Raw genomic sequence first — 25,464 nt, forward strand, 5'->3', positions numbered from 1 at the left:
TTAACCATGGCTCTGCCGAGGGGCGTGCTCCCGATGGGCTGCGCAGCAGCCCTATTCAGTGCCGCCGCATTCTTCCGGGTGAACCGCAGCGGTAGGTTTTGGGGCCGCTGCGCAGCCCAACGCGGGGCGAGCCCGCTCGCCACAGAGGGACGTGTTCAGCCAGCCGGTTACTTGGCTTCCACAGGCAACCAGATCTCCACCGTGCCCGTGCCCTTGCGCCCATCAAAATCCGCGCTATAGCGCTCGAAATCCGCCCCCGCCACCTTGTAGCCCGAGTGCGGCAACCACTCGAACATGATGCGCTCGTAAGTCTGCTCCAATGCCTGCACCGGGCCATAGTGCGGGAACACGGCGTAGCGGTGCGCAGGCAGTTCGACGAACTCGAAGTTGCTCGGCACATCGCCTTTGGACGGTACTTCCACCCCGGCCATGTAATCGAATTCACCGTGGCTGGGGTTATGGCAAACGCCGTAGGTCACACCGCCGACGCGTTTCTTGATGTGTTTTACGCTTTCGTCGAACACACTCCACAACTTGGGGATATCCCCCACGGTCGCCTTCGAATAACGCCCTTGTACCCCGGCGATCACCAGGGACTTGCCCTCTTCCATGCGTGGCTCTAACGGTTGTTTTGTCTGCTGATCCATCTGAACAGTCTCCTTCTTATGAGGGAACAAACCCGTATCGAGTATAGGGGCATATCCTTGCAGTACTCCATGTAGAAAATTTTCCTACGCATCTGGACAACTGGCCATCATCGACCGTATTGTCTGCCCCGCAGGCCACCGCAGTGGCCGACGTCGCTCGGACGGTTCCGGGCGCTTACGTACTCTCGAGGCAACAATGGCCGACCAAGGTTCGCCGCGCCGCTTTGCGCGCATAGATCGACTCCCCCCGTATGTTTTCAATATCACTGCCGAGCTGAAGATGGCTGCGCGTCGGCGCGGCGAAGACATCATCGACTTGAGCATGGGTAACCCCGACGGCGCCACACCTCCCCATATCGTGGAGAAAATGGTTACCGTCGCCCAGCGTGAAGACACCCACGGCTACTCCACCTCCAAAGGCATTCCGCGTCTGCGCCGGGCGATTTCGCGCTGGTACAAAGACCGCTACGAAGTGGACATCGACCCCGAAACCGAAGCCATCGTGACCATCGGTTCCAAGGAAGGCCTGGCGCATTTGATGCTGGCGACCCTGGACCAGGGCGACACGGTACTGGTGCCCAACCCGAGCTACCCGATTCATATCTACGGTGCCGTGATTGCCGGCGCTCAGGTGCGTTCGGTACCGCTGATTCCTGGCGTGGACTTCTTCGCCGAGCTGGAACGGGCGATCCGCGGCTCGATCCCCAAGCCGAAGATGATGATTCTCGGCTTCCCGTCCAACCCGACCGCGCAGTGTGTGGAGCTGGATTTTTTCGAACGGGTGATCGCCCTGGCCAAGCAGTACGACGTGCTGGTGGTGCATGACCTGGCCTACGCCGACATCGTCTACGACGGCTGGAAAGCCCCATCGATCATGCAAGTGCCGGGCGCCAAGGACATTGCGGTGGAGTTTTTCACCCTGTCCAAGAGCTACAACATGGCCGGCTGGCGCATCGGTTTCATGGTAGGCAACCCGGAACTGGTCAACGCCCTGGCACGGATCAAGAGCTACCACGACTACGGCACCTTCACCCCGCTGCAAGTCGCCGCGATTGCTGCGTTGGAAGGCGACCAGCAGTGCGTGAAAGACATCGCCGAGCAGTACCGCCAGCGCCGCAACGTGCTGGTCAAGGGCCTGCATGAGCTGGGCTGGATGGTGGAGAATCCCAAGGCGTCGATGTACGTCTGGGCGAAGATCCCGGAAGCGTATGCCGCCATGGGTTCGCTGGAGTTTGCCAAGAAGCTGCTGCTGGAAGCGAAGGTCTGTGTGTCGCCGGGGATTGGGTTTGGCGAGTATGGGGATGATCATGTACGCTTTGCGCTGATCGAGAACCAGGACCGGATTCGCCAGGCGGTGCGCGGGATTCGCGGGATGTTCCGGGCGGATGGGCTGGTCGCTAAAGCCTGACCCGATTAACCTGAACAAATGTGGTCAAAATGTGGGAGGGGGCTTGCCCCCTCCCACATTTGCATTGGGTTTTCACCCTTGCCTTGTGGTGTGTCGGTTAGACCACCAACGACAGCAGCATGATAAAGATCAGTGCCACAATGGAGAGGATGGTCTCCATCGCCGTCCAGGTCTTGAAGGTCTCGGCCACGGTCATGTTGAAGTACTGCTTCACCAGCCAGAACCCCGCATCGTTGACGTGAGACAGGATCAACGAACCCGCCCCCGTCGCCAACACCAGCAGCTCACGGTTAACCCCGGGAATCATCCCCACCACCGGCACCACGATGCCCGCGCCGGTAATGGTCGCCACGGTGGCCGAACCGGTCGCCACACGAATCACCGCCGCCACCAGCCACGCCAGCAGGATCGGGTTGATCTGCGCGTTCACCGCCATATGGCCGATCACGTCACCCACGCCGCTGGTCACCAGCATCTGCTTGAAGCCACCACCGGCACCGATGATCAGGATGATCGCGGCGGTCGGCGCAAGGCTGGCATCGAGCAGCTTGAGGATCTGCTTGGAGTGGATGCCCTGGCGGCTGCCAAAGGTGTACAGCGACAGCAGCAACGCCAGCAGCAAGGCGGTGATCGGGTGGCCGATCATGTCCATCCAGTTGCGCACTACGTTGCCTTCGGCAAAGGCGATGTCGGCGAAGGTTTTGAGCAGCATCAGGAACACCGGCAACAGCACGGTGACCAGGGTGATACTGAAGCTCGGCAGGTTTTTGTTCTCAGGCTCGCGGGCCAGTTGGTCGACCAGTTCCTGGGACGGGTTGCCCGGGATGTACTTGGCGATAAACGTACCGAAGATCGGGCCAGCGATGATGGCTGTCGGCAGCGCGACGATCAGGCCGTACAGGATGGTCTTGCCGATGTCGGCGCCAAACACGCCGATGGCCAGCAGCGGGCCCGGGTGCGGCGGCACCAGGCCGTGGACTGCCGAAAGGCCGGCGAGCAGCGGGATGCCGATCTTGATCAGCGACACGCCGGTGCGGCGCGCAACGATAAACACCAGCGGGATCAGCAGCACAAAGCCGATCTCGAAGAACAGCGGAATGCCCACCAGGAACGCGGCGAACATCATGGCCCACTGGACCTTGTCCTTGCCGAAGGCGCGGATCAGGGTCTGGGCGATCTGATCGGCGCCGCCGGATTCGGCCATCATCTTGCCGAGCATGGTGCCCAGCGCGAGGATGATGCCGACAAAGCCGAGCACCCCGCCGAAGCCGTCCTGGAACGCCTTGATGATCTTGTCCACCGGCATGCCCGAGGTCAGGCCGAGGAAGCCTGCCGCGATGATCAGCGCAATGAACGGGTGAACCTTGAACCGGGTGATCAAGACGATCAGCCCGATGATGGTGACGACTGCATCTAACAGCAGGTACGACTCGTGGGACATGCCAAACATGGGGGGTCTCTCCTGTTTGTTGTTGTTATTAAAGCGGGTGTTGAATTTCCTGCCGGGGATAGCGCTATCTCTTCCGGCAAAAAATCAGTTGGATGGTTCAAAACCGTGCTTCAGCCACCAGGCGTTGGTCTGCTCGGCCAGTTCCTCGACGCTGTCTTCGCTGGCATTGAGGGCCAGGGTCAGCGGCTCGCCCTTGGGCGATTCAAGGGTGGCGAACTGGCTGTCGATGAGGCTTGCCGGCATGAAATGGCCGGGGCGATGGGACACGCGGTCGGCGGCGACTTCGCGGGTCAGCTCCAGGAATACAAAGCCCAGACCCGGCGCGGCTTCGCGCAGGTGGTCGCGGTATTTCTTTTTCAGCGCGGAGCAGGTGAGTACCGGATGTTCACCGGCTTTGAGCGAACGGCGCAGTTCATCGCACAGGATATCGAGCCAGCCGGCGCGGTCGTCGTCGTTGAGGGGGTGGCCGGCGCTCATCTTTTCGATGTTCGCGGCGGGGTGGAAGCTGTCGCCTTCAATGGCGGTGGCACCGTTCAGGCGGCACAGGGCCTCGCTGACACTGGTTTTGCCACAGCCGGCAACACCCATGATGACCAGGGCGGTAACAGGTTGACTCATGAAACACCTCAAGACGCAGATAGCGCTACCTTTGCACGCTGTAAGGCGAGTGCAAAAACAGGCTTTTCCCGCGCCGTCTTGTCATTTTTATGGAGTGACGCGTGCATCCGCTCCAATCATTTGAACCGGATCAGGCAACCCAAAGTTCAATAATTTGCAGCCTTTTGGAGACAGCGCTACCTTAGTGCCTCGATTTTTGTTTGGCAAGCCGCCTGATGACCTCTAAGAACGATAAAAATACCCGCACCACCGGTCGCCCTACCCTCAATGAAGTCGCGCGCCTGGCCGGCGTCAGCCCGATTACCGCCTCCCGCGCGCTGCGCGGCATCAGCACCGTCGCCATCGAACTGGTGGAAAAAGTCCAGCACGCCGCTGCAGAACTCAACTACGTGGTCAACCCCGCCGCCCGCGCCCTGGCGTCGGCCCAGAGCCATTCGGTGGTGGTATTGGTGCCGTCGTTGTCCAACCTGCTGTTTATCGAAACCCTTGAAGCTATTCACCAGGTACTGCGGCCCAAGGGCTTTGAAGTGCTGATCGGCAACTCCCACTATTCGCGCGACGAAGAAGAAAACCTGCTGCGCAACTACATGGCCTACCAGCCCCGCGGGTTGCTGCTGACCGGCTTCGATCGCACCGAAAGCGCCCGACGGATGGTCGAGGCCAGCAATGTGCCGTGTGTGTACATGATGGACCTCGACCCCAACGCCGGCGTGAATTGCGTGGGCTTCTCGCAGTTGGCGGCGGGTGAAACGGCCGCCGCGCATTTGATCTCACGGGGGCGCAAGCGCCTGGCGTATATCGGCGCGCAACTGGACCAACGCACCCTGTTGCGTGGCGAAGGCTTCCGCCGGGCACTGCAACAGGCCGGCCTGTACGACCCGGCGCTGGAACTGCTGACACCACGCCCCTCCTCGGTGGGCCTGGGCGGCGAACTGTTCCTGCAACTGCTGGCGGCCCATCCGGATGTGGATGCGATCTTCTTCGGCAACGACGACCTGGCCCAGGGCGCGCTGCTCGAAGCCATGCGCCACGGCATCAAAGTGCCAGAGCGCGTGGCGGTGCTGGGCTTCAACGACTTGCCGGCGTCGTCGTTCATGGTGCCGCGCCTGAGCAGTATCAGCACGCCCCGGGAAGCGATTGGGCGGCGGGCGGCGGAGAACTTGCTGACGATCATGGCGGGCAACAAGATCGCCAAGCCGGTGGTGGATATGGGGTTTGAGCTGCAGGTGCGGGAAAGCACGTAGGCCCACATTTTGAGCCTGCCCGCTCGGTGGCATCGCCGTAGCTTCTCCCTCCTGCTAGATTGGCTGTTCTCCACCGCAAGGAAAGCAACATGGCACACTCACTGAAAATCCTGGGCCGCACGTCCTCAATCAACGTACGCAAAGTGCTCTGGACCTGTCAGGAACTGGGCATTGACTATGTGCGCGAAGACTGGGGCATCGGCTTCCAGCCCACCCAGTCCGCCGAATTCCTCGCCCTGAACCCCAACGCGCAGATACCGGTGCTGATCGACGACCACGGCGTGCTGTGGGAATCCAATACCATCTGCCGCTACCTCGTGGGGCTTTACCAACGCCACGACCTGCTGCCCGTCGAGCCCGCACCACGGGCCCGGGTCGAGCAGTGGATCGACTGGCAGGCCGTCGAACTCAATCGTGCCTGGGGCGATGCCTTCACCGCCCTGGTACGCAATAACCCGGACGGCCTGGACGCGGCACAGATTGCTGCCGCCGTGCAACTCTGGAACGACAAGATGGGCATCCTCGAGCAACAGTTGGCGAGGACCGGCGCCTTTGTTGCCGGCGATGAATTCACCCTCGCCGACATCCTCATCGGCCTCTCGGTGCACCGCTGGCAGATGACGCCGATGGAGCGCCCGGCCTACCCCGCCATTGCCGCCTACTACCAGCGCCTCGGCCAGCACCAGGGCTTCCAGCTCTTCGCCCTCGACGGTCACAACTAAGGACATGCACGTGAAAGGACTCACCGTACTGCTCACCGGCGCCTGCGGCAGAATCGGCAAGACGTTTTTCGACGCCTCGAAAGACCGCTACCGTTTCACCCTCACAGACCGCATCGCGCCGGATTTCGATTTGGGCGAACACCGCTTCGTACATGCCGACCTCAGCGACAAAGCCGCCCTGGCCAGCCTGCTCGAAGGTATCGACGTGATCGTGCACCTGTCGGGCATCCCCCACGCCAGCGCCTCGTTCGACGAACTGCTGCCGAACAATATCCTCGCCACCACCTACCTGTTCGAAGCCGCCGTGGCTGCGGGTGTGCAACGCCTGGTATTCGCCAGCAGTGCACAAACCATCGAAGGCTATCCGGTAGACCGGCAGATCACCCCAGGCATGCCGGTGATGCCCGCCAACCTGTATGGCGTGAGCAAATGCTACGGCGAAGCGCTGTGTGGCTACTACGCGGCAAAAACCCCGCTGTCGACGATTGCCCTGCGCATCGGCGCCTTCGAATTCGTGGAAACCCACGACCTGAACAACGCCCGTGACCTCAGTGCCTGGCTCAGCCCGCGGGATGCGGTGCACCTGCTGCAGCGTTCAGTGGAGGCCGAAGGCGTGAAACACCTGATCGCCCACGGCATTTCTAATAACCGCTTCAAGCGCCTGGACCTGAGCGAAACCACGCGGGTGTTGGGTTACCATCCGCTGGACGATGCATTTCAGACCTTCGATATCCCCATCACTGACTGAGTTTTTCCCGCCATGCCTGCACTCCCCGCTACAGACGGCATCGACCCGATCCGCGCCGCCCATATCAGCGCGCGTATCGACCGCCTGCCCGCCGTCGCCACGGTCTGGCGCCTGGTGGCGCTGCTGTCGATCGGCGGTTTTTTCGAGCTGTATGACTTGTTCCAGACCGCCTACATCAGCCCCGGCCTGATCAGTGACGGGATTTTCCACACCGGCAGCGAGGGCGTGTTTGGCTTCTCGGACCAGGCGGCATTCGCCTCGGCGACCTTCCTCGGCCTGTTCCTCGGCGCCAGCCTGCTCAGCCCCATCGCCGACCGCTTCGGACGCCGGGCGATTTTTACCTTCGCGCTGATCTGGTACACCGTCGCCACGGTGTTGATGGGCATTCAGACGTCCGCGCTGGGCATTATCTGCATGCGTTTCCTGGTGGGCATCGGCCTGGGTATCGAGCTGGTGACCATCGACGCCTATCTGTCTGAACTGGTGCCCAAGCGCATGCGCAGTTCAGCGTTTGCCTTTGCGTTTTTCATCCAGTTCCTGTCGGTGCCGGCCGTAGCGTTGATGTCGTGGTGGCTGGTGCCCCAGGCCCCGTTCGGGGTCTCGGGTTGGCGCTGGGTGGTGCTTAGCAGTGCGGTGTTTGCGCTGTTTATCTGGCAACTGCGCAAGCGCCTGCCGGAGTCACCGCGCTGGCTGGCGCAGAAAGGCCGCTTCGAAGAAGCCGGTACGATCATGGACAGCCTTGAGGCGCGCTGCCGGAAAGACCACGGCAAACCGCTGGATGAACCCGAACCCGAAGCGGTCAGTGTGCAAGGCAGCGGCCGTTTTGCCGACATCTGGCAACCGCCATACCGCCGCCGCGCGTTGATGCTGATTGTGTTCCATGTGTTCCAGGCCATCGGCTTTTTTGGTTTCGGCAACTGGCTGCCGGCGTTGCTCTCGGGGCAAGGCGTCAGCGTGACCCACAGCTTGCTGTACGCCTTTATCATCACCCTCGCCTACCCGCTGGGGCCGTTGCTGTTCGTGAAGGTGGCCAACCGCTTTGAAAACAAATGGCAGATTGTCGGCTCGGCCATGGGCGCGGTGATCTTCGGCAGCCTGTTCGCCCTGCAGACCACGGCGGTGGGGCTGGTGATCTGCGGGGTGATGATCACCTTCTGCAACGCCTGGCTGAGCTTCAGTTACCACTCCTACCAGAGCGAGCTGTTCCCGACCAATATCCGCGCGCGGGCGGTGGGGTTCTGCTATTCATTCAGCCGCTTGTCGACGGTGTTCAGCAGCCTGTTGATCGGTTTTATCCTCGAACACCTGGGCACACCCGGTGTGCTGGCGTTTATTGCCAGCAGCATGCTGATCGTGATGATCACCATCAGTTGGTTCGGCCCGCGTACGCGCAACCTGGCCTTGGAAAATATCGCCCATTGACGGCAACGGTTGGCCGCCTGCGGGACAATGTTTGCCGCGGCGGCCAGGCCAAATCCAGTAAAACCGGGGTTATCGGACCCGGCATGTTATTTGCTCCCGCTATGGCACCGAACATTTTCCCAGGTGACCGATCATGCTGGTTAACAACAACACCCAAGCCGTGTCGACCATTCAAAAGATCACGCGGCCCGACATGGACCCTGCCAACGCCGCCGCCAGCACGCTGTACAGCGGTGCCCTGCAAGCGGCGCAGCAAAGCGTGACCCTGCCGGCCGCGCAGAAGGATCTGGACAAGGCGAGCGATCGCATCGACGAAGCTTTCGCCAAGACCCGCGTGCAGTTGCAGGCCAGCACTGCGGCTACCACGGCGACGACGGATGTACCCGCCACCAGCTCCGCCCGTGCAGACTTCACCGATTACATGAGCAAAACCCCGGCCGAGCGAATCCGTGAGCAATTGCTCAAGGAGCAGGGGTTGACCGAGGCGGATGTGCAGAACATGTCGCAGGAAAAGCAGGACGCCATTTCCAAGCAAGTGGCTGAGCGCTTGAAGCAGCAGCAAGAGCAGCAGGTGGCGGCGAAGACCACTGAGCCGCAGGCGCAGACAGTGAAAGAAACCCTGGCGGCGATCTAACAGGCACCGCTGATCAAATGTGGAAGGCCCCACTACCTCTTCAACGTAGCGCTGTCGCGCAGCAAACTGGAACCTCTGTGGCGAGCGGGCTTGTCCCGCGTTGGGGTGCGAAGCAGCCCCTGATGAAGACGAATGCAGTGTATCAGGCACTCTTCTGCGCCTGGTTTTGGGGCTGCTGCGCAGCCCAACGCGGGCGGTGCGACGATTCGACAAGCCCGCTCGCCACAAGAATGCCGTCGACTGAAATTGCTTATGCAAGACTCAAGACTTTAGGGTGAAATTTTAACCCTTTAAAATCAGTCAGTTATTTCAAGTTTGATAAGAGCTGGCTCGCTCCCACATTGATCGGGTTATCAAAGTGGAAATCTGTTTACCGCAGTTGCAATGTCGAATTGAAATGCCCGATCGCATCCACCACATGCCGTGGTTTTACTTGCGCACACCTCCACATTTTCCACCGTCGCCTGGCTGGTACGTGCAGCGAGGCTGCACACTTCATCGGCCACTACCGCAAACCCACGCCAGCGTGAGCATAGACACAGCTTGCCGTGAGGCAATGCCACTAATCAGCCAGCATTTTCAACAAGGCACTGCTGGCGGCCGAAGGGGGACGGGTGGGTGAACCGACCAAGGCAAACTCGCGGTGCAGCGGCACCGTCAACGGCATTACGCGCAGACCATTACGTTGAACCGGCAGGGCCATTTCCGGTACCAGCGTGACGCCGACGCCCTCACGCACCAGGCTAAACGCGCTGTTCCATTCGCGCACTTCCACGCGGATATCGCTCAGGCTCAGCCCCGCCGCGGCTCCCAGGCTACGGGCATTGGCAGTGCAACCACCGGTGGCGAGGACGAAGGGTTGTGCGAGCAATTCCTCAAGCGACACCGTGGCATCAACCGAGCGTTGCGCCAACGTATGGTTCGCGGGCAGCACCGCCAGCCACAAGTCCCGCCCCAACACCGTGGCGTTGCGCTCGGGCCGGGGGTTGAGCACCACGCCCAGGTCGATCAGGTCGGCATCGAGCAGGGTGAGTACTTCGTTGTCGGTGACATCCAGGGTGGTGACCTCGATGCCGGGGTACAACTGACGGAAACGTTGCAACAGCGGTGTCAGAAACGTTGCCAGCACCTTGGGGAAACTGGCGATACGAAGACTTCCACGCAGCATCGGGCGCGCTTCATCCACAGTGCTGCGAATGGTCTGCAACGCACCCAGCATCACCCGTGCCTGCTCGATCACACTCAACCCCAGGGCAGTGGGCAACGTCTTGCGTGGTTCGCGGGTGAACAGTTGCGCGCCCAGGGTTGCCTCCATGCTGGCCATGGCCTGGCTGGCGGCGGATTGGGTCATGCCCACGCATTCGGCGGCAGCGGTAATGCTGCCCTGATCGGCCACAGCCACCAGCAGGCGCCAGTGCATCAGGTTCATCATGGCAGTCGCTGTCCTTATGGCAGGGGTCTGAAGGTTTAATTTTACGCACGGTGCCATGCCCGTGAGACTGACGCAAATCCTACGGAGTTGCCCACGATGAAGCTGTATTTTTCGCCGAACGCCTGTTCCCTCGCGCCGCATATCGTGCTGCGCGAATTGGCGTTGCCGTTCGAGTTGGTACGGGTCGACAACCAGGCCAAAACCACTGCCGATGGCCAGGACTACCTTCAGATCAACCCCAAGGGCTACGTCGCTGCGCTGCAACTGGATAACGGCCAGGTGCTGACCGAAGCCAGCGCGATCCTGCAATACCTGGCCGACCTGAAACCCACAGCGGGCCTGGCCCCGGCCAATGACAGCTGGGCGCGCGTGCGCTTGCAGGAATGGCTGAATTTTATTGCCACGGAAATTCATGGAGGCCTGGCGGTGTTCTTCAACGGTGCGATCCAGGGTGACGTGCGGGCGATGTTCCTGGCCACGTTGTACAAGCGTTTGGCAGTTCTGGTGCAGACCCTGCAGAGCCAGGATTATCTGTTGGGCGGGCAGTATTCGGTGGCGGATGCGTACTTGTTTGTGGTGCTGCGCTGGGCGGCGTTTCACCACATTGATCTGCAACAGTGGCCGGCGCTGGTGGCGTTTATGCAGCGGGTAGGCGAGCGGCCAGCGGTCATCGCCGCGTTGGCCGCCGAAAACCCATAAGCTGAAATGCAACGGAGTGCAGGAACCGCCGACGCCGTGAATTGTTGGGCATCGGCAACTCAGAGCAGGTATTTCCTGCCCTGTGCCGTGACGCGGGAAAATCTTGCAGATCGTTTGGTTCTAAGCGTGTAACTCAGTGACCGAACAGGCCTGTCTCGGTTTTCTTGGCTTTCTTGTCCGCGCGTTTTTCGTCGGCGGTCTTTGCCGGTTTCTTCTTCGCGGCTTTCTTTGAATCCATACCTTTGGCCATGATGCATGCTCCACTTACAGGGGATGTAACACTGGGTATACCACCTATTGCCGCACAGAAGGCGCTTATAATCCCCGGCCCTTGATTATGTCGGCCAAACACCATGCCCGAACTGCACATCGAACCCCTGGCTGAGCCGCTGTGGCCGCTGCTGAACAAGTTTTATCGCAGCCATCACTCACCGATGAAGGCGCTCAAGGGCGGGCGTTTGTGGGTAGCGCGCGACAGCGAAATTGTCGCAGGTCTGTGCCTGACGCCCGTGGTCGGCGGACAGTGGTTGACCGGGGTGTTTGTCGACCCGGCGTATCGCGGCCAAGGGTTGGCGGGGCGATTGATAGCTGCGGCGGCGGCCGAGGTGCAAGGCACCCTGTGGTTGTTGTGCCATCCGGACCTGGAGGGTTTGTATCAGCGCATGGGTTTCACCCAGGACACGCTATTGCCGCAATCGCTTAGCGAGCGGCTGGTGCGCTACAAGCGCAACAAACCGATGATCGCGATGGGCTTAGATCGTCAAGGACAGCGGTTACCTGACCACCGCCCAGGTGGTGAAACTGGCCACCGATGCGGGGTTCAAGCTGGCTGGCCAGAGTGAGGTCAACGCCAACCCGAAGGACACCAAGGATTATCCCGCTGGTGTGTGGACGTTGACGCCGACGTTGAAGTTGGGGGAGCAGGATAAGGCCAAGTATGTGGCGATTGGCGAGTCGGACCGGATGACGTTGCGGTTCGTCAAACCGGCCAAATAACCTGGCCTCAAATGCAAATCAAATGTGGGAGGGGCGGTGCGACTTGCCCCCTCCCACATTTTGATCTCAGCGTGTCTGCGATTACTCGTCAGCCGCAGGGTCCATGTCGGGAAACATCACGTCAATGAACCCGAACTTGCTGAAGTCGGTAATCCGCGAAGGGTACAGCCGGCCGATCAGGTGGTCGCATTCATGCTGCACCACCCGCGCGTGGAAGCCATCGGCGAAACGTACGATCGGCTCGCCCTTCGGATCAAAACCCTCGTAGCGAATCTGCTGGTAACGGCCCACCGCGCCACGAAGGCCGGGCACCGACAGGCAGCCTTCATAGCCTTCTTCCAACACCGGGCTGAGCGGCGTGATCAGTGGGTTGATCAGGATGGTCTGCGGCACCGGCGGCGCATCCGGGTAACGCTCGCTGGCCTCGAAACCAAAGATCACCAATTGCAGGTCGACACCAATCTGCGGGGCGGCCAGGCCGACGCCGCCCACGTGCTCCATGGTCTGGAACATGTCGTCGATCAATTGCCACAGCTCGGGGCTGTCGAACATTTCCGGCGGTACCGGCGGGGCGATACGCAGCAGGCGCTCATCGCCCATTTTCAGGATTTCACGGATCATCGATCAGACTTCGTCGGTAGTGGGTTTGGAGTGGTCGCGGCCGAGGCCGGAGACGTGTTGTTTTTCCTGCGGGGGCTCGTCGAAATCCTTCGCGCCGGGTTCCTTGCCTTCGGCCGACATATGCTCGATCACGGCGTTCATCTCCGCCCCCAGCAGCAGCACGGCGGCGGAAATATAGAAGTACAGAAGCAGCACGATGATCGCACCGATGCTGCCATACATGGCGTTGTAGTCGGCAAAGGTTTTGACGTAGTAGCCAAAACCAAGAGAGGCGACGATCCACACCACCACCGCCAGCACGGAACCGGGGGTGATAAAGCGAAACTTCTGCTCAACGTCCGGCATCACGTAATACATGAGGGCCACGGCGAACATCAGCAGGATCACAATCAGCGGCCATCGCACGATGGTCCACAGGGTGACCACGAACTCCTGCATGCCAATCTGGCCGGCCAGCCATTCCATCACCTGTGGGCCGAGCACCATCAGCGCGGCGGCGGCCAGCAGCATGCCGGCGATGCCGACGGTGTAGAAAATCGACAACGGAAAACGCTTCCAGATCGGCCGGCCTTCCACCACGTCGTACGCAGCGTTCATGGCGCTCATCATCAGGCGCACGCCAGCGGAGGCGGTCCACAGGGCAATCACGATACCCACCGAGAGCAAGCCGCCCTTGGATTGCTGCAACTGGTCGATCACCGGGTTGACCTGCTCCAGGGCCTGGGGCGGCAACACCAGCTCCGACTGCAGGCGCAGCCAGGTGAAAAAGTCCGGCAGGTGCAGGAAACCGATCAGAGCGATAAGGAACAGCAAGAAGGGAAACAACGAGAACAGCATCTGGTAGGCCAGTGCCGAGGCATAGGTGGACATCTCGTCATCGACGAATTCCTTGACGGTACGCACCAGCACCTTGTGCAGCTTGAGACCATCGAGAACCGGAAAGATCATAGCGTCTCCTTTCGCCGCAAAGAGGGTAAGTTCGTGGGCGACTCAGGGGCCGTTTTCTACATCAAAGTAGCCCATTTGGCGACTTTGAAACAATTTCGAAACTTTAGTTGCAACACATGACATAAAAACGGCCATCCGTGGATGGCCGCAAAACTGGGCAATTGCCGTCAGCCGGGTCAGGACTATTTGGTCGCTTTCTTGACCGCGTCCTTGGTGTCGCCAACCGCTTTTTGAACTTCGCCTTTCTTTTCTTGAATGACGCCTTCAGCGCGCAGCTTGTCGTTGTCAGTGGCTTTGCCGACGCCCTGCTTGATATTGCCGACGGCTTCATTCGCCAAGCCTTTTGCCTTATCCGATGTGCTACTCATGGTATCTCTCCTGGGAACAATCAAGGATTTTGGTCATTACGTAGAGGTTGACCCGAGGCCGTTCGGCAGAGTTTCAATTATTTTTCAGTGCGCATTTCATCACCAGCCGCAGGTTTGGCTTTATGTTTTGCAGCCAACCCACGAGAATGCCCGGCAGATTCAGGCTCTAACGCTGAATAACAGATCCCGTAGGAAGGTTATGAAACTCAATAAAGCACAGGCCATCGCCCGCAGAAACCAGGAACTGGGTGGTGCCGTACTCGGCGTCAACAACTGCCACTTCACCGACCTGGACCGCAAACGCAACATCTGGTGGTTCGATCTGCCGGTGGGTCGTATTGCCGTCGGCCAGTACGAGTGGATTCACCTGTTGATGCACAACGCCGAGACCGACCAGCTGCTGCACCTGAAGGTGCCGACAGCGTTCCTGCGTGAAAAGCTCGAAGGGCTGGTGGTGCGCAATGCGGGCAAGCGCAAGCCGGAAATTACCCTGGAGCTGAGTGCGGACAAGGATTCGTTCTTGAAGGATGTGCGGCCGGCGGGTGCGGGAATCAGCTTCGCGCAGTTCGCCGTGTAAGCACCGGATTTAAAGGTGGGAGGGGGCAAGTCGAATCGTCGCACCGCCCCTCCCACCTTTGGACTGCGTTACTTTTTAAGACCGAGTTTCTTCAACTCTTCATCACGCAATTCGCGGCGCAGGATCTTGCCCACGTTGGTGGTCGGCAACGCATCGCGGAATTCCACGGCCTTTGGCACCTTGTAGCCGGTGACATTGGCGCGCATATGCTCCATCACCTGTTCCTTGGTGAGGGTGGCACCCGGCTTGACCACGATAAAGAGCTTGATGTGTTCCCCGGATTTTTCATCCGGCACACCGATGGCCGCGCACTGCAGCACGCCCGGCAGGCCCGCCAGCACGTCTTCCAGCTCGTTGGGGTACACGTTGAAACCGGAGACCAGGATCATGTCCTTCTTGCGGTCGACAATACGCATATAGCCATCCGGCTGGATGATCGCGATGTCGCCGGTCTTCAGCCAGCCTTCGCTGTCGAGCATCTCGGCAGTGGCGTCTTCGCGCTGCCAGTAGCCCTTCATCACCTGCGGGCCCTTGACGCACAGTTCTCCGACTTCACCCAGGGCCAGTTCGACACCGTCGTCGGTGATGACCTTGCACAGGGTCGACGGCACCGGAATACCGATGGTACCGATCTGGATATGCTGGATCGGGTTCACCGTGGCCACCGGGCTGGTTTCGGTCATGCCGTAGCCTTCGCAGATGCCGCAACCGGTCACGGCTTTCCAACGCTCGGCCGCCGCCAGTTGCAGGGCCATGCCGCCCGACAGGGTGACCTTCAGCGCGGAGAAGTCCAGCTTGCGGAAGGCTTCGTTGTTGCACAGCGCCACGAACAGGGTATTCAGGCCGACAAAGCCGCTGAACTTCCACTTCGACAGTTCCTTTACCATCGCCGGCAGGTCGCGCGGGTTGCTGATAAGGATGTTGTGGTTGCCGATCAGCATCATCGCCATGCAATGAAAGGTGAACGCATAGATGTGGTACAGCGGCAGCGGCGTGATCAGGATCTCGCAACCTTCATGGAGGTTGGAGCCCATCAGCGCCTTGCATTGCAACATGTTGGCGACCAGGTTGCGGTGGGTGAGCATCGCGCCTTTGGCCACACCGGTGGTGCCACCGGTGTATTGCAATACAGCCACATCGCTGCTGGCCGGGCAGACTTCGTTGACCGCTTGCCCCTGGCCCTTGGCGAGTACGTCGTTGAACTTGATCGCCTTGGGCAAGTGATAGGCCGGAACCATTTTCTTCACGTACTTGATGACGCTGTTGATCAGCAGGCGCTTGAGCGGCGGCAACAGGTCGGCGACTTCGGTGACGATCACATGCTTGACGGCGGTCTTGGGTACGACCTTTTCCGCCAGGTGGGCCATGTTGGCCAGGCAAACCAGCGCCTTGGCGCCGGAATCATTGAATTGGTGTTCCATTTCCCGCGCGGTGTACAGCGGGTTGGTGTTGACCACGATCAGGCCGGCACGGATGGCACCGAACACGGCGACCGGGTATTGCAGGACGTTGGGCAACTGCACGGCAATTCGATCGCCGGGCTTCAAGTCGGTATGCTGTTGCAGGTACGCGGCGAAGGCGCCGGACAGTTCGTACAATTCACCATAGGTGAGTGTCTTGCCCAGGTTGCTGAAAGCCGGTTTGTTGGCGAAGCGCTGGCAGGACTGCTTCAATACCGCCTGAATATTCGGATACTCGTCTGGATTGATTTCTGCAGCAATCCCGGCGGGGTACTTATCCTTCCAAAAGTCTTCGTGCATGGAAGCCCACTCCTCAGCGACGCGAATTCATCATCGCATTTGATGCGATTATTATTGGTGTATGTTTTTTTTTGGTGAATCTGGCGCTTTCAAGCAGGCCTAGACGTCACAAAGCGCGCCGAGAGTAGCAGCTTTGCCAAGGGCCGCCTAGAGCCAAAGGAGGGCCCTACAGTCATAATCATGACTGTCCTACAATATTTGGTCACACTTTAAACGGAAGTGAAATCCTTTGATGAAAGGCTCTGGAATAGGCCTTCAGGACGGCACACGATAAATGTGGGAGGGACTTGCCCCCGATAACGGTGGCTCAGTCTATATATCGGGTGACTGATTCTCCGCTATCGGGGGCAAATCGAATCGTCGCCCCCCCCCTCCCACATTTTTTACCGCATTTCACATCAGGCGATGTCGCGTAGCTCCCTGCGCAGGATCTTCCCTACCGGCGTCATCGGCAACGAGTCGCGCAACACAATGTGCTTGGGCACCTTGTACCCGGTGAAGTTGGTCTTGCAGTACGCCTTCAACTCCTCAAGGCTCACCCCTTCCGCACGCGCCACCACAAACAGCTTCACCGCCTCCCCCGTGCGCTCGTCCGGTACGCCGATCACCGCGCAGTTGGCCACCGCCGGGTGGGCCATTACCACGTCTTCGATCTCATTGGGGTACACGTTGAAGCCCGAGACGATGATCAAATCCTTCTTGCGGTCGACAATGCGCACAAACCCATCGTCGTCGATCACCGCGATGTCACCGGTCTTCAGCCAACCTTCGGCGTCCAGAGCCTCAGCGGTGGCGGCCGGTTGCTGCCAATAGCCCTTCATCACCTGCGGGCCCTTGATGCACAACTCGCCGCGCTCGCCCAGGGGCAGCTCGGTGCCTTCGTCATCAATCACCTTCATCGCCGTGGCGGGCACCGGGATACCCACGGTACCCAGCCGTGACTTGTTGCCGTAGGGATTGGTGCTGGCGACCGGCGAGGTTTCCGTGAGGCCGTAGCCCTCGCCGATCGAGCAGCCGGTGATTTGCTCCCAGCGTTCGGCCGTGGCCTTGATCAGTGCCGTGCCACCGGAGTTGGTGAGCTTGAGGTGGGAGAAATCCAGGTTCTTGAAGTCCGGGTGGTCCATCAGCGCCACAAACAACGTGTTGAGCCCCAGCAACCCGGTAAAGCGCCACTTTTTCAGCTCTTTGATAAACCCACCGATGTCCCGCGGATTGGTGATCAGCACGTTGTGATTACCCGAGACCATCATGCACATGCAGTTCGCGGTGAAGGCATAGATGTGGTAAAGCGGCAGCGGCGCGATCATCACTTCCTGCCCTTCCTTGATCAGTGGGTGGCCGTCATCGCCGGTCTGGGACATGCAGGCGCGCACCTGTTGCATGTTCGCCACCAGGTTGCCATGGGTGAGCATCGCGCCCTTGGCCAGGCCGGTGGTGCCGCCGGTGTATTGCAGCACGGCGATATCGTCCAGGTTTACCGGGTGGCGCGTCACGCCGAGGCCCGCGCCCATGCGCAAGGCGCGCTTGAACGACACCGCACGCGGCAATTGGTAGGCCGGGACCATCTTCTTGACCTTGTCGACCACGGTGTTGACCAGCCAGCCCTTGGCGGCGGGCAGGAAATCGCCCATCTTGGCTTCGATCAGGTAGTCGATCTCGGTGTCGGTGCATACCTCCTGCACCCGCGAACCAAACAGGTTGAGGTAGACCAGGGCACGCACGCCGGCGTCCTTGAACTGGTGGCGCATCTCGCGCGGGGTGTACAGCGGGTTGGTGTTGACCACGATCAACCCGGCACGCAGTGCGCCGAACACGGCAATCGGGTAGTGCAGCACGTTGGGCATCTGCACGGCGATGCGCTCGCCGGGCTTGAGGTCGGTATGCTGCTGCAGGTAGCCGGCGAACGCCGCACTCTGGCGCTCAAGCTCGGCGTAGGTCAGGGTGATACCCATGTTGCTGAATGCCGGACGGTCGGCAAAGGCCTTGCACGAGCGCTCGAAGACTTCGATCACCGACTTGTAGGCCGAGAGGTCGATGTCGTTAGGAACGCCCGCCGCGCGTTTGTCATTCCAGAAATCAGGTTGCATTATTCTTGTCCTCTTACCTGAATGTGTCCGGCCGCTTTTGTACTGCTTATAAAAAGCGGAGCTTTGGGGACGTTAGCAGCTATGGCCAAACAGGCAAATACAGGAAGGAGCGTCATTTATTGCGTGAATCTTCCTACAGGGGCCTGTGCTGATCAGACGCTTCCCGCGGGATGAGCTATACACTGCAACGTCCCTGTGCAGACCTTGAGAAAAGGAACCGCCATGAATCACAGCACCTTCTGGCTGACCGCGAATGACCACAGCCGCCTGTACGTCAATCAATGGCTGCCCGATGCTCCGCCCAAGGCGCTGCTCATGCTGTCCCACGGCATGGCCGAACACAGTGGTCGGTACGCGCGCCTGGCCGAAGCCTTGTGTGGCGCAGGCTTCGGCCTGTATGCGCCGGACCAGCGCGGCCATGGCCGCACCGCCGACGAGGGCACCTTGGGGCTCTACGCCGAGAAAGATGGCTGGAACAAAGTGGTGGGCGACCTGGCCAGCCTCAACCAGCACATCGGCCAGCAACAACCGGGGCTGCCGATCATTTTGCTGGGCCACAGCATGGGCAGCTACATCGCCCAGGCCTACCTGCTGCACCACAGCGCCAGCCTCAACGGGGCGATTCTCAGTGGTTCGAATTTCCAGCCCGTGGCGCTCTACCGCGCCGCACGGCTGATCGCACGCGCCGAACGTCTGCGCCAGGGTGTGCGTGGGCGCAGTGCGCTGATCGAGTTCCTGTCATTCGGCTCATTCAACAAGGCGTTCAAACCCAATCGCACGGCGTTCGATTGGCTCAGTCGCGACCCGGTTGAAGTCGACAAGTACATCAATGACCCACTCTGTGGTTTCCGCTGCACCAACCAGTTGTGGATCGACCTGCTCGGTGGCTTGCAGCAAATCAGCAAAGCGTCCAATCTCGTGCAGATCGATCCGGGCCTGCCCATCCTGGTGATGGGCGGCGAATGTGATCCGGTGAGTGAGGGCAAGCGTCTCAAAAGCCTGGCCGATGCCCTGCGCGAAGCCGGCTGCCAGAACCTGCAACTGAATATCTACCCGCAGGCGCGTCATGAAGTGTTCAACGAAACCAACCGCGATGAAGTCACGGCAGACGTACTGGCGTGGCTCGACCAGGTCATGACCTTGCACAGGCCGGCCCGCTGCGAATAAATTTTGTTTAAAATCAGATAGTTAAATTACCGATTAGCCACAGGATGCACCTTTAGATGACCCAGGTAACCAACACCCCGTACGAAGCCCTTGAAGTCGGCCAGACCGCCAGCTACAGCAAGACCGTCGAAGAACGTGATATTCAGCTGTTTGCCGCCATGTCCGGCGACCACAACCCGGTGCATCTGGATGCCGAATACGCCAAGGCGACCATGTTCAAGGAGCGTATCGCCCACGGTATGTTCAGCGGCGCCCTGATCAGCGCGGCCGTTGCCTGCGAGCTGCCTGGGCCGGGTACCATCTACATCGGCCAGCAGATGAGCTTCCAGAAGCCGGTAAAAATCGGCGATACCCTCACCGTGCGCCTGGAAATCCTCGAGAAGCTGCCGAAGTTTCGCGTACGCATCGCCACCCGTGTGTTCAACCAGCGCGATGAGCTGGTAGTGGATGGCGAGGCGGAAATTCTTGCACCACGCAAGCAGCAGGTCGTGACATTGACCGAGCTGCCGCCGATCAGCATTGGCTGAGTACGGTTTCAAGGCCAACACCATACAACTGTGGGAGGGGGCTTGCTCCCGATTGCGGTGAGTCAGTCATTGAAATGTCGACTGATCCACCGCTATCGGGAGCAAGCCCCCTCCCACATTTGTTACACAGCAGGGCTTACGACTGAGCGCGAGCCTGGTTACGCAGGGCTTTTACCTGATCGTGATTGCGTTGTACGCCGTGATACTGACGCTCAACCAGGTCACGAATGCCCAGCAGGTTGTGCTTGTTGATCTTCTCGATGGCTTCTTTGTAAGCCTTCAGTGCGTGGTCTTCGCCGCGCTCGGCTTCGTTCAGCACAGCCTCTTCGTCTTTACCGGTAACCATCGACTTAACGTCGACCCAGCCACGGTGCAGGGCGCCGGCAACGCTGCCGGAATCTTCCGGATCACCGCCCAAGGCACGTACAGCCGTCTTCAGTTCGGCGGCGGCAGTGGCGCAGTCAGCGGAACGCTTGGCAAACAGAGCCTTGAGTTCCGGATGCTTGATGTCTTCAGCGCATTCCTTGAAGCCTTTCTGGCCGTCGATGCTGGTTTCGATCAGGTCGTTCAGTACGGAGATCGATTCTTTGTTGATGTCAGTCATTTTTCAATTCCTTAGGCAGGTGAAGAAGGGTTGCCTTAATGATTGCAGCGCCCATGCCAGGTTTTTAAAAATTACTTTTATGTTTATTTTCAATAACTTAAAAATATTTGAACCATCTGTATGTACGTTATTTGCATGATCTGTCATTTGGCCTTCATGCAGAATGCCTGTATTTTCGAAGATCTCGCCTCACTCACACGAAGCCCATGAATCCCGAAAAACTGGAACTGCTGATCACCCGCGAAATGCCCTTCGGCAAGTACAAGGGCCGGATCATCGCCGATCTGCCGGGTCCCTACTTGAACTGGTTCGCCCGCGAAGGCTTTCCCCACGGCGAGTTGGGCGGGTTGCTGGCACTGATGCAGGAAATCGACCACAACGGTTTGTCTGAACTGTTGGAACCGCTGCGCGTTAAACACGGTAAACCCGCCCCCCGCCATTAAGAGACTCGCCATGCCAAGGAATGCTGACAACGAACTTCACTGGCAGGCCATCGCCCAGCGCTATGCGCTGGAGCCCGGCCCGATCAACCTGGAGAACGGCTACTTCGGGCGCATGAGCCGCGACGTGCAGGCGCAGTACCTGGAACACGTGGCGTTTATCAACCGCAGCAACTCACTGTATGTGCGCCAGCGCTTCGAGCAAGGTGAAAACGTCGAGATCCGTCGCCAACTGGCGGGCCTGATCGACGTCGACCCCGAGGCAGTCGCCTTTACCCGCAACGCCACCGAAGCCCTGCAATCACTGATCCGCAACTACAACCGCCTGCAAGCCGGCGATCAGGTGCTGATCAGTGACCTGGAATACGACACCGTCAAAGGTGCGATGCGCTGGTTGGCGGGTGCTCGCGGTGTGGAAGTGATCGAGTTGTCCCACACTCATCCGGCCAGTTTCGACAGCCTGGTGCAGACCTATCGCGAAGCGTTCACCCGGTATCCGCGCCTCAGGCTGATGGCACTTACCCATGTGACCCACCGCACCGGCCTGGTGATGCCTGTTGAAGCCATCGCCAAGGCTGCGCGTGAGCATGCCATCGACGTGATCCTCGACGGCGCCCATGCCCTGGGCCAGATCGAGTTCAACCTCGCCGCGCTGGGCATTGCGTTCGCCGGGTTCAACCTGCACAAATGGATCGGCGCGCCGCTGACCCTGGGGTTCCTCTATATCGCCCCCGAACGCCTGGCTGACATTGATCCGGACATGGGCGAGTTCCACTATCCCGTAAATGACGTGCGTGCGCGCACGTCGTACAGCACGCCGAACTTTCCGGCACTGATGACCTTGCCGCTGGTACTGCAAGAACATCGCGCGCTGGGTGGCGCGGCGGCCAAGGGCGCGCGGATCAATTACCTGCGGGATTTATGGGTGAGCCAAGTACGGCCGTTGCCGGGGATCGAGGTGCTGACGCCGGATGATCCACGGCTGTATTGCGGGATTACGGCGTTCAAGTTCAGCGGGCGGGATCAGTTGGTGATGGTGGATCGCATGCTCGAGGACTACGACCTGTTCACCACCACGCGCACGGGTGCTGCGTTTGGTACCTGTATCCGCGTGACACCGGGGTTGGTGACGTCAGCAGCGGACATCAATGTCCTGGTCAACGCCATTACCGAGCTAAGCAGCGATTAAATGGGGGTCTCAGTTTTTTGCAGGCAAAAAAAAGCGGTACACCGACCAAGTGCACCGCAAAAATGCCGTTAAGCACAGCAACAACGATTCGGTGAATCAGATCAATCCAGCAGCGCCAGCGCCTGCGCGGTGACTTCCTGGATGCGGGCCCAGTCGCCGTTCTTGACCCACTCCGGGTCAAGCATCCAGCTACCGCCCACGCACATCACGTTTTTCAACGCCATGTAGCTTTTGATATTGGCCGGGCCGACGCCGCCGGTCGGGCAGAATTTCACTTCGCCGAACGGGCCGCCAAGGGCCTTGATCGCAGCAACGCCGCCGCTGACTTCGGCCGGGAACAGCTTGAAGCGGCGGTAGCCCAGGCCATAGCCTTCCATGATGCCCGAGGCATTGCTGATGCCTGGCAGCAGCGGGATCGGGCTGTGTACCGAGGCTTCCAGCAGGTCGCGGGTAATGCCGGGAGTAACGATAAATTGCGAACCGGCGACTTCCGCCGCTTCAAGCATGTGGCGGTCGAGCACGGTGCCGGCGCCGGTGCACAGTTCAGGACGCTGCTCACGCAGCACCTGAATGGCCTTGAGGCCGAACTCGGAACGCAGGGTCACTTCCAATGCGGTCAAACCACCGGCGGCCAGGGCATCGGCCAGCGGCAGGATGTCCTGTTCGCGGGCGATGGTGATCACCGGCAGGATCCGCGCCTTGGCGCAGAGGCTGTCGATCAGGGCAACTTTATCCGCCATGGACACGGTCGGTTGAGGGCTTTTCATAGCGGCTGATCCTTGGCTCATGGGCACCAGTAAATCTCTAAAGTAGGTTGCAAAAACGCGCGAATCGGCATGGCAGCAACGTCGTCACTGGCCAGGGCGGCGCTCAAGGTAGTCAATTTCGAACTGCCGGAAATCGACAGCACGGTGTAGTGGGCCGTGGCCAGCAACGCGCGACTCATGGTCAGGCGCTGGTGCGGCACGGTCGGCGCCAGCATCGGCCAGCAACGGCGGGTACCGTCGGCCTGCAAGGCCTCAGCGAGGTTCGGGCTGTTGGGAAACAGCGATGCGGTGTGGCCGTCATCGCCCATGCCCAGCACCAGCACATCAATGGCTGGTAACTCGGCCAGCAGGCGATCGGCCTGCTCGGCAGCGTCTTCAAGGTTGGCGGCGGCGCTGTACAGGCTGAGGAACTTGGCCTTGGCCGCCGGTCCTTGCAACAGGTGCTGCTTCAACAGGCCGGCATTGCTGTCGGCGTGTTCGACCGGCACCCAACGCTCATCGGCCAGGGTGATGGTGACCTTGGACCAGTCCACGCCTTGCTTGGCCAGGTTCTGGAAAAACGCCACGGGGCTGCGGCCACCGGACACCACCAGGATTGCCTCGCCACGGGCACTGATGGCCTCGCGCAGTTGTTCGGCCACGTCGTTGGCCAGGCCGTCCGCCAGCAGCACGGGCGTGCGGTACTCGTGGGCAGTCACGCCCCGAGGCAGTTTCAATTCAGATATCGCCATACCAAGACCTCCCATCCCGCGTGATCAGTGCAATCGAGCTCATCGGCCCCCAGGACCCCGCCGCATACGGCTTGGGCGCATCACCGGATTTTTTCCACCCGGCGATCAACTGGTCACACCACTTCCACGCGGCTTCGATTTCATCTTTGCGAACAAACAGGTTCTGATTGCCGCGCATCACTTCCAGCAACAACCGCTCGTAGGCATCGGGGATGCGTGCGCTGCGATAGGTGTCGGAAAAATTCAGTTGCAGAGGCCCGCTGCGCAGTTGCATGCCCTTGTCCAGGCCCTGCTCCTTGGTCATCACGCGCAAGGAAATACCTTCGTCCGGCTGCAGGCGGATGATCAGCTTGTTGCTGATCTGCAGGCGCTGCTCGGGAGCGAAGATGTAGTGGGACGGCTCCTTGAAGTGGATGACGATCTGCGACAGTTTCTGCGGCATGCGCTTGCCGGTGCGCAGGTAGAACGGCACCCCGGCCCAACGCCAGTTACGAATATCGGCCCGCAGGGCGACGAAGGTTTCAGTGTCGCTCTGGGTGTTGGAGTTCTCTTCTTCCAGATAACCGGGCACCGGCTTGCCGGCGCTGTAGCCGGCGATGTACTGGCCACGCACCACCTGTGTGGTGAGGCCATCCGGGCTGATCGGCGCCAGGGCCTTGAGCACCTTGACCTTCTCGTCACGGATACTGTCGGCGGACAGGTCGGCCGGCGGGTCCATGGCGATCAGGCAAAGCAACTGCAGCAAGTGGTTCTGGATCATGTCGCGCAGCTGGCCGGCCTTGTCGAAATAGCCCCAACGGCCTTCGATACCGACCTGCTCGGCCACGGTGATTTCCACGTGGGAGATGTAGTTCTGGTTCCACTGGGTTTCGAACAGGCTGTTGGCGAAACGCAGGGCAATCAGGTTCTGGACGGTCTCTTTGCCCAGGTAGTGGTCGATGCGGTAGGTGCGGTTTTCCGGGAAGAACTGCGCCACGGCGTCGTTGACCTTGCGCGAGGATTCCAGGTCCGAACCGATGGGTTTCTCCAGCACGACGCGGGTGTTCTCCGCCAGGCCAACCTTGGACAGGTTCTCGCAGATCGCACCATACACCGACGCAGGCGTGGCGAAGTAGGCGATCAGGCGTTGTTCGGTGCCGGCCTTTTCCGCCAGAGCCACGTAGTCATCGGCTTTCATGAAGTCGACATGGACATAGGTCAGGCGCGCCAGGAAACGCTGGGCGATGCTCTCGTCCAGTTCCTTGCCGACATATTTACGCAATTCTTTTTCGATATGGGCCAGGTGTTGCTGTTCGGAACCGGCTTCCCGGGCCAGGGCCAGGATGCGGGTGTCGTCGTGCAGGAGCCCGGCGCCATCGAGTTGATAGAGGGCAGGAAATAACTTGCGCAGCGCCAGATCACCCAAGGCGCCAAACAGGGCAAAGGTGCAGGGTTCTACGGTTATTGAAGGCATGATGTTTGTTCTTTTATCAAGTTAAACTACAAATACCTTTTTTCAAGGCATCACTCAAGGAAAAATGTAGTAATAACCACAACATTTTCCCGAAATACGCATTCCGAGTGGTGGTGTTCAGCTACCCTCAGTAGGATAGGCCACCGCAAAGGGCCACTCGTCGATTGGTTGCCGCCCTTTATTTGCATCGTCGCCCGAAGGAAAG

Annotated in this window: 26 protein-coding genes and 2 pseudogenes; 14 read left to right on the plus strand and 14 right to left on the minus strand. The window is 59.9% G+C overall.

The window, feature by feature from the left end; all coding sequences use genetic code 11:
• Positions 1-167: 167 nt before the first annotated feature.
• Positions 168-647 (minus strand): GyrI-like domain-containing protein, encoded by a 480-nt coding sequence (locus tag HDC32_RS10585; RefSeq protein WP_131697835.1) that lies wholly within the window; start codon positions 645-647, stop codon positions 168-170.
• Between the two features lie 196 nt (positions 648-843).
• Here HDC32_RS10585 and alaC point away from each other — a divergent pair, with 196 nt between their 5' ends.
• Positions 844-2,055 (plus strand): alanine transaminase, encoded by a 1,212-nt coding sequence (gene alaC / locus HDC32_RS10590; protein WP_032891031.1) that lies wholly within the window; start codon positions 844-846, stop codon positions 2,053-2,055.
• Between the two features lie 97 nt (positions 2,056-2,152).
• On the opposite strand, the gene HDC32_RS10595 is transcribed toward alaC, so the two are convergent.
• A complete protein-coding gene (locus HDC32_RS10595; protein WP_131697836.1) occupies positions 2,153-3,505 on the minus strand; it encodes a GntP family permease in 1,353 nt (450 codons plus the stop codon).
• Positions 3,506-3,589: 84 nt separating this feature from the next.
• Positions 3,590-4,123, minus strand: coding sequence for a gluconokinase (locus HDC32_RS10600; protein ID WP_131697837.1), 534 nt, complete (start codon positions 4,121-4,123; stop codon positions 3,590-3,592).
• A 212-nt stretch (positions 4,124-4,335) separates the two neighbouring features.
• On the opposite strand from HDC32_RS10600, the gene HDC32_RS10605 reads away from it, so the two are divergent.
• From HDC32_RS10605 to HDC32_RS10625, 5 genes are all read left to right on the plus strand, one after another.
• On the plus strand, positions 4,336-5,367 hold the full coding sequence (locus HDC32_RS10605; RefSeq protein WP_184744160.1) for a LacI family DNA-binding transcriptional regulator: 1,032 nt from the start codon (positions 4,336-4,338) through the stop codon (positions 5,365-5,367).
• Positions 5,368-5,456: 89 nt separating this feature from the next.
• Positions 5,457-6,089, plus strand: coding sequence for a glutathione S-transferase family protein (locus tag HDC32_RS10610; RefSeq protein WP_131697839.1), 633 nt, complete (start codon positions 5,457-5,459; stop codon positions 6,087-6,089).
• A 10-nt stretch (positions 6,090-6,099) separates the two neighbouring features.
• Positions 6,100-6,837, plus strand: a complete 738-nt coding sequence (locus HDC32_RS10615; RefSeq protein WP_167655089.1) for an NAD(P)-dependent oxidoreductase — start codon at positions 6,100-6,102, stop codon at positions 6,835-6,837.
• A 12-nt stretch (positions 6,838-6,849) separates the two neighbouring features.
• Positions 6,850-8,259, plus strand: a complete 1,410-nt coding sequence (locus HDC32_RS10620) for an MFS transporter (protein WP_167655090.1) — start codon at positions 6,850-6,852, stop codon at positions 8,257-8,259.
• A gap of 133 nt (positions 8,260-8,392) precedes the next feature.
• Positions 8,393-8,893, plus strand: coding sequence for a hypothetical protein (locus HDC32_RS10625; protein WP_131697842.1), 501 nt, complete (start codon positions 8,393-8,395; stop codon positions 8,891-8,893).
• Between the two features lie 452 nt (positions 8,894-9,345).
• On the opposite strand, the pseudogene HDC32_RS32445 reads toward HDC32_RS10625, so the two are convergent.
• Positions 9,346-9,414: pseudogene (locus tag HDC32_RS32445) on the minus strand (hypothetical protein); the annotation flags it as partial.
• A 41-nt stretch (positions 9,415-9,455) separates the two neighbouring features.
• Complete coding sequence (locus HDC32_RS10635) at positions 9,456-10,325, minus strand: LysR family transcriptional regulator (RefSeq protein WP_145337893.1); 870 nt, start codon at positions 10,323-10,325, stop codon at positions 9,456-9,458.
• Positions 10,326-10,421: 96 nt separating this feature from the next.
• Between HDC32_RS10635 and gstA the strand changes: the two genes are divergently transcribed.
• The 3 genes and pseudogenes from gstA to HDC32_RS10650 form a co-directional block, all read left to right on the plus strand.
• Positions 10,422-11,024: a glutathione transferase GstA gene (gene gstA / locus HDC32_RS10640; RefSeq protein ID WP_184743877.1), complete on the plus strand. Its 603-nt coding sequence runs from the start codon at positions 10,422-10,424 to the stop codon at positions 11,022-11,024.
• Positions 11,025-11,377: 353 nt separating this feature from the next.
• Positions 11,378-11,866: a GNAT family N-acetyltransferase gene (locus HDC32_RS10645; protein ID WP_260403592.1), complete on the plus strand. Its 489-nt coding sequence runs from the start codon at positions 11,378-11,380 to the stop codon at positions 11,864-11,866.
• Positions 11,784-12,020 (plus strand): annotated as a pseudogene (locus HDC32_RS10650) (methyltransferase); the annotation flags it as partial. The gene HDC32_RS10645 and the pseudogene HDC32_RS10650, both read left to right, overlap by 83 nt.
• Positions 12,021-12,101: 81 nt before the next feature.
• Here HDC32_RS10650 and def read toward each other — a convergent pair.
• From def to HDC32_RS10665, 3 genes are all read right to left on the minus strand, one after another.
• Positions 12,102-12,641, minus strand: coding sequence for a peptide deformylase (gene def / locus HDC32_RS10655; protein ID WP_184743880.1), 540 nt, complete (start codon positions 12,639-12,641; stop codon positions 12,102-12,104).
• Between the two features lie 3 nt (positions 12,642-12,644).
• Positions 12,645-13,589, minus strand: a complete 945-nt coding sequence (locus HDC32_RS10660; protein ID WP_131697846.1) for a YihY/virulence factor BrkB family protein — start codon at positions 13,587-13,589, stop codon at positions 12,645-12,647.
• Positions 13,590-13,771: 182 nt separating this feature from the next.
• Positions 13,772-13,957 (minus strand): CsbD family protein, encoded by a 186-nt coding sequence (locus tag HDC32_RS10665; protein ID WP_131697847.1) that lies wholly within the window; start codon positions 13,955-13,957, stop codon positions 13,772-13,774.
• 199 nt (positions 13,958-14,156) lie between these two features.
• Here HDC32_RS10665 and HDC32_RS10670 point away from each other — a divergent pair, with 199 nt between their 5' ends.
• On the plus strand, positions 14,157-14,534 hold the full coding sequence (locus tag HDC32_RS10670) for a hypothetical protein (protein ID WP_131697848.1): 378 nt from the start codon (positions 14,157-14,159) through the stop codon (positions 14,532-14,534).
• 68 nt (positions 14,535-14,602) lie between these two features.
• Here the strand turns inward: HDC32_RS10670 and fadD1 are convergent, their stop codons facing one another.
• Both fadD1 and fadD2 read right to left on the minus strand, forming a co-directional pair.
• On the minus strand, positions 14,603-16,294 hold the full coding sequence (gene fadD1, locus HDC32_RS10675; RefSeq protein WP_131697849.1) for a long-chain-fatty-acid--CoA ligase FadD1: 1,692 nt from the start codon (positions 16,292-16,294) through the stop codon (positions 14,603-14,605).
• A 398-nt stretch (positions 16,295-16,692) separates the two neighbouring features.
• On the minus strand, positions 16,693-18,381 hold the full coding sequence (gene fadD2, locus HDC32_RS10680) for a long-chain-fatty-acid--CoA ligase FadD2 (protein WP_145337886.1): 1,689 nt from the start codon (positions 18,379-18,381) through the stop codon (positions 16,693-16,695).
• Between the two features lie 222 nt (positions 18,382-18,603).
• On the opposite strand from fadD2, the gene HDC32_RS10685 reads away from it, so the two are divergent.
• Positions 18,604-19,548 (plus strand): alpha/beta hydrolase, encoded by a 945-nt coding sequence (locus tag HDC32_RS10685; protein ID WP_184743883.1) that lies wholly within the window; start codon positions 18,604-18,606, stop codon positions 19,546-19,548.
• 56 nt (positions 19,549-19,604) lie between these two features.
• Positions 19,605-20,075, plus strand: coding sequence for a MaoC family dehydratase (locus HDC32_RS10690; protein ID WP_003175719.1), 471 nt, complete (start codon positions 19,605-19,607; stop codon positions 20,073-20,075).
• Positions 20,076-20,211: 136 nt separating this feature from the next.
• Here the strand turns inward: HDC32_RS10690 and HDC32_RS10695 are convergent, their stop codons facing one another.
• Positions 20,212-20,679: a ferritin-like domain-containing protein gene (locus HDC32_RS10695; protein ID WP_032891010.1), complete on the minus strand. Its 468-nt coding sequence runs from the start codon at positions 20,677-20,679 to the stop codon at positions 20,212-20,214.
• A gap of 206 nt (positions 20,680-20,885) precedes the next feature.
• Here HDC32_RS10695 and HDC32_RS10700 point away from each other — a divergent pair, with 206 nt between their 5' ends.
• Positions 20,886-21,122 (plus strand): DUF3820 family protein, encoded by a 237-nt coding sequence (locus HDC32_RS10700; protein WP_017139191.1) that lies wholly within the window; start codon positions 20,886-20,888, stop codon positions 21,120-21,122.
• A 10-nt stretch (positions 21,123-21,132) separates the two neighbouring features.
• Positions 21,133-22,308: an aminotransferase class V-fold PLP-dependent enzyme gene (locus tag HDC32_RS10705; RefSeq protein WP_184743886.1), complete on the plus strand. Its 1,176-nt coding sequence runs from the start codon at positions 21,133-21,135 to the stop codon at positions 22,306-22,308.
• A 101-nt stretch (positions 22,309-22,409) separates the two neighbouring features.
• Here the strand turns inward: HDC32_RS10705 and HDC32_RS10710 are convergent, their stop codons facing one another.
• From HDC32_RS10710 to zwf, 3 genes are read right to left on the minus strand one after another with little or no spacing between them, the layout of a single operon-like run.
• The gene (locus HDC32_RS10710; RefSeq protein WP_026067364.1) at positions 22,410-23,075 is read right to left on the minus strand and encodes a bifunctional 4-hydroxy-2-oxoglutarate aldolase/2-dehydro-3-deoxy-phosphogluconate aldolase; all 666 of its coding nucleotides are present in this window, start codon (positions 23,073-23,075) and stop codon (positions 22,410-22,412) included.
• Positions 23,076-23,092: 17 nt separating this feature from the next.
• Entirely contained in the window at positions 23,093-23,806 is a 714-nt protein-coding gene (gene pgl / locus HDC32_RS10715) for a 6-phosphogluconolactonase (protein ID WP_184743890.1), read from the minus strand.
• Entirely contained in the window at positions 23,793-25,259 is a 1,467-nt protein-coding gene (gene zwf / locus HDC32_RS10720; RefSeq protein ID WP_131697854.1) for a glucose-6-phosphate dehydrogenase, read from the minus strand. The genes pgl and zwf overlap by 14 nt, the downstream gene beginning before the upstream one ends.
• Between the last annotated feature and the right edge of the window lie 205 nt (positions 25,260-25,464).

This window comes from Pseudomonas sp. JAI120 (assembly GCF_014207255.1).
Lineage (GTDB): Bacteria > Pseudomonadota > Gammaproteobacteria > Pseudomonadales > Pseudomonadaceae > Aquipseudomonas.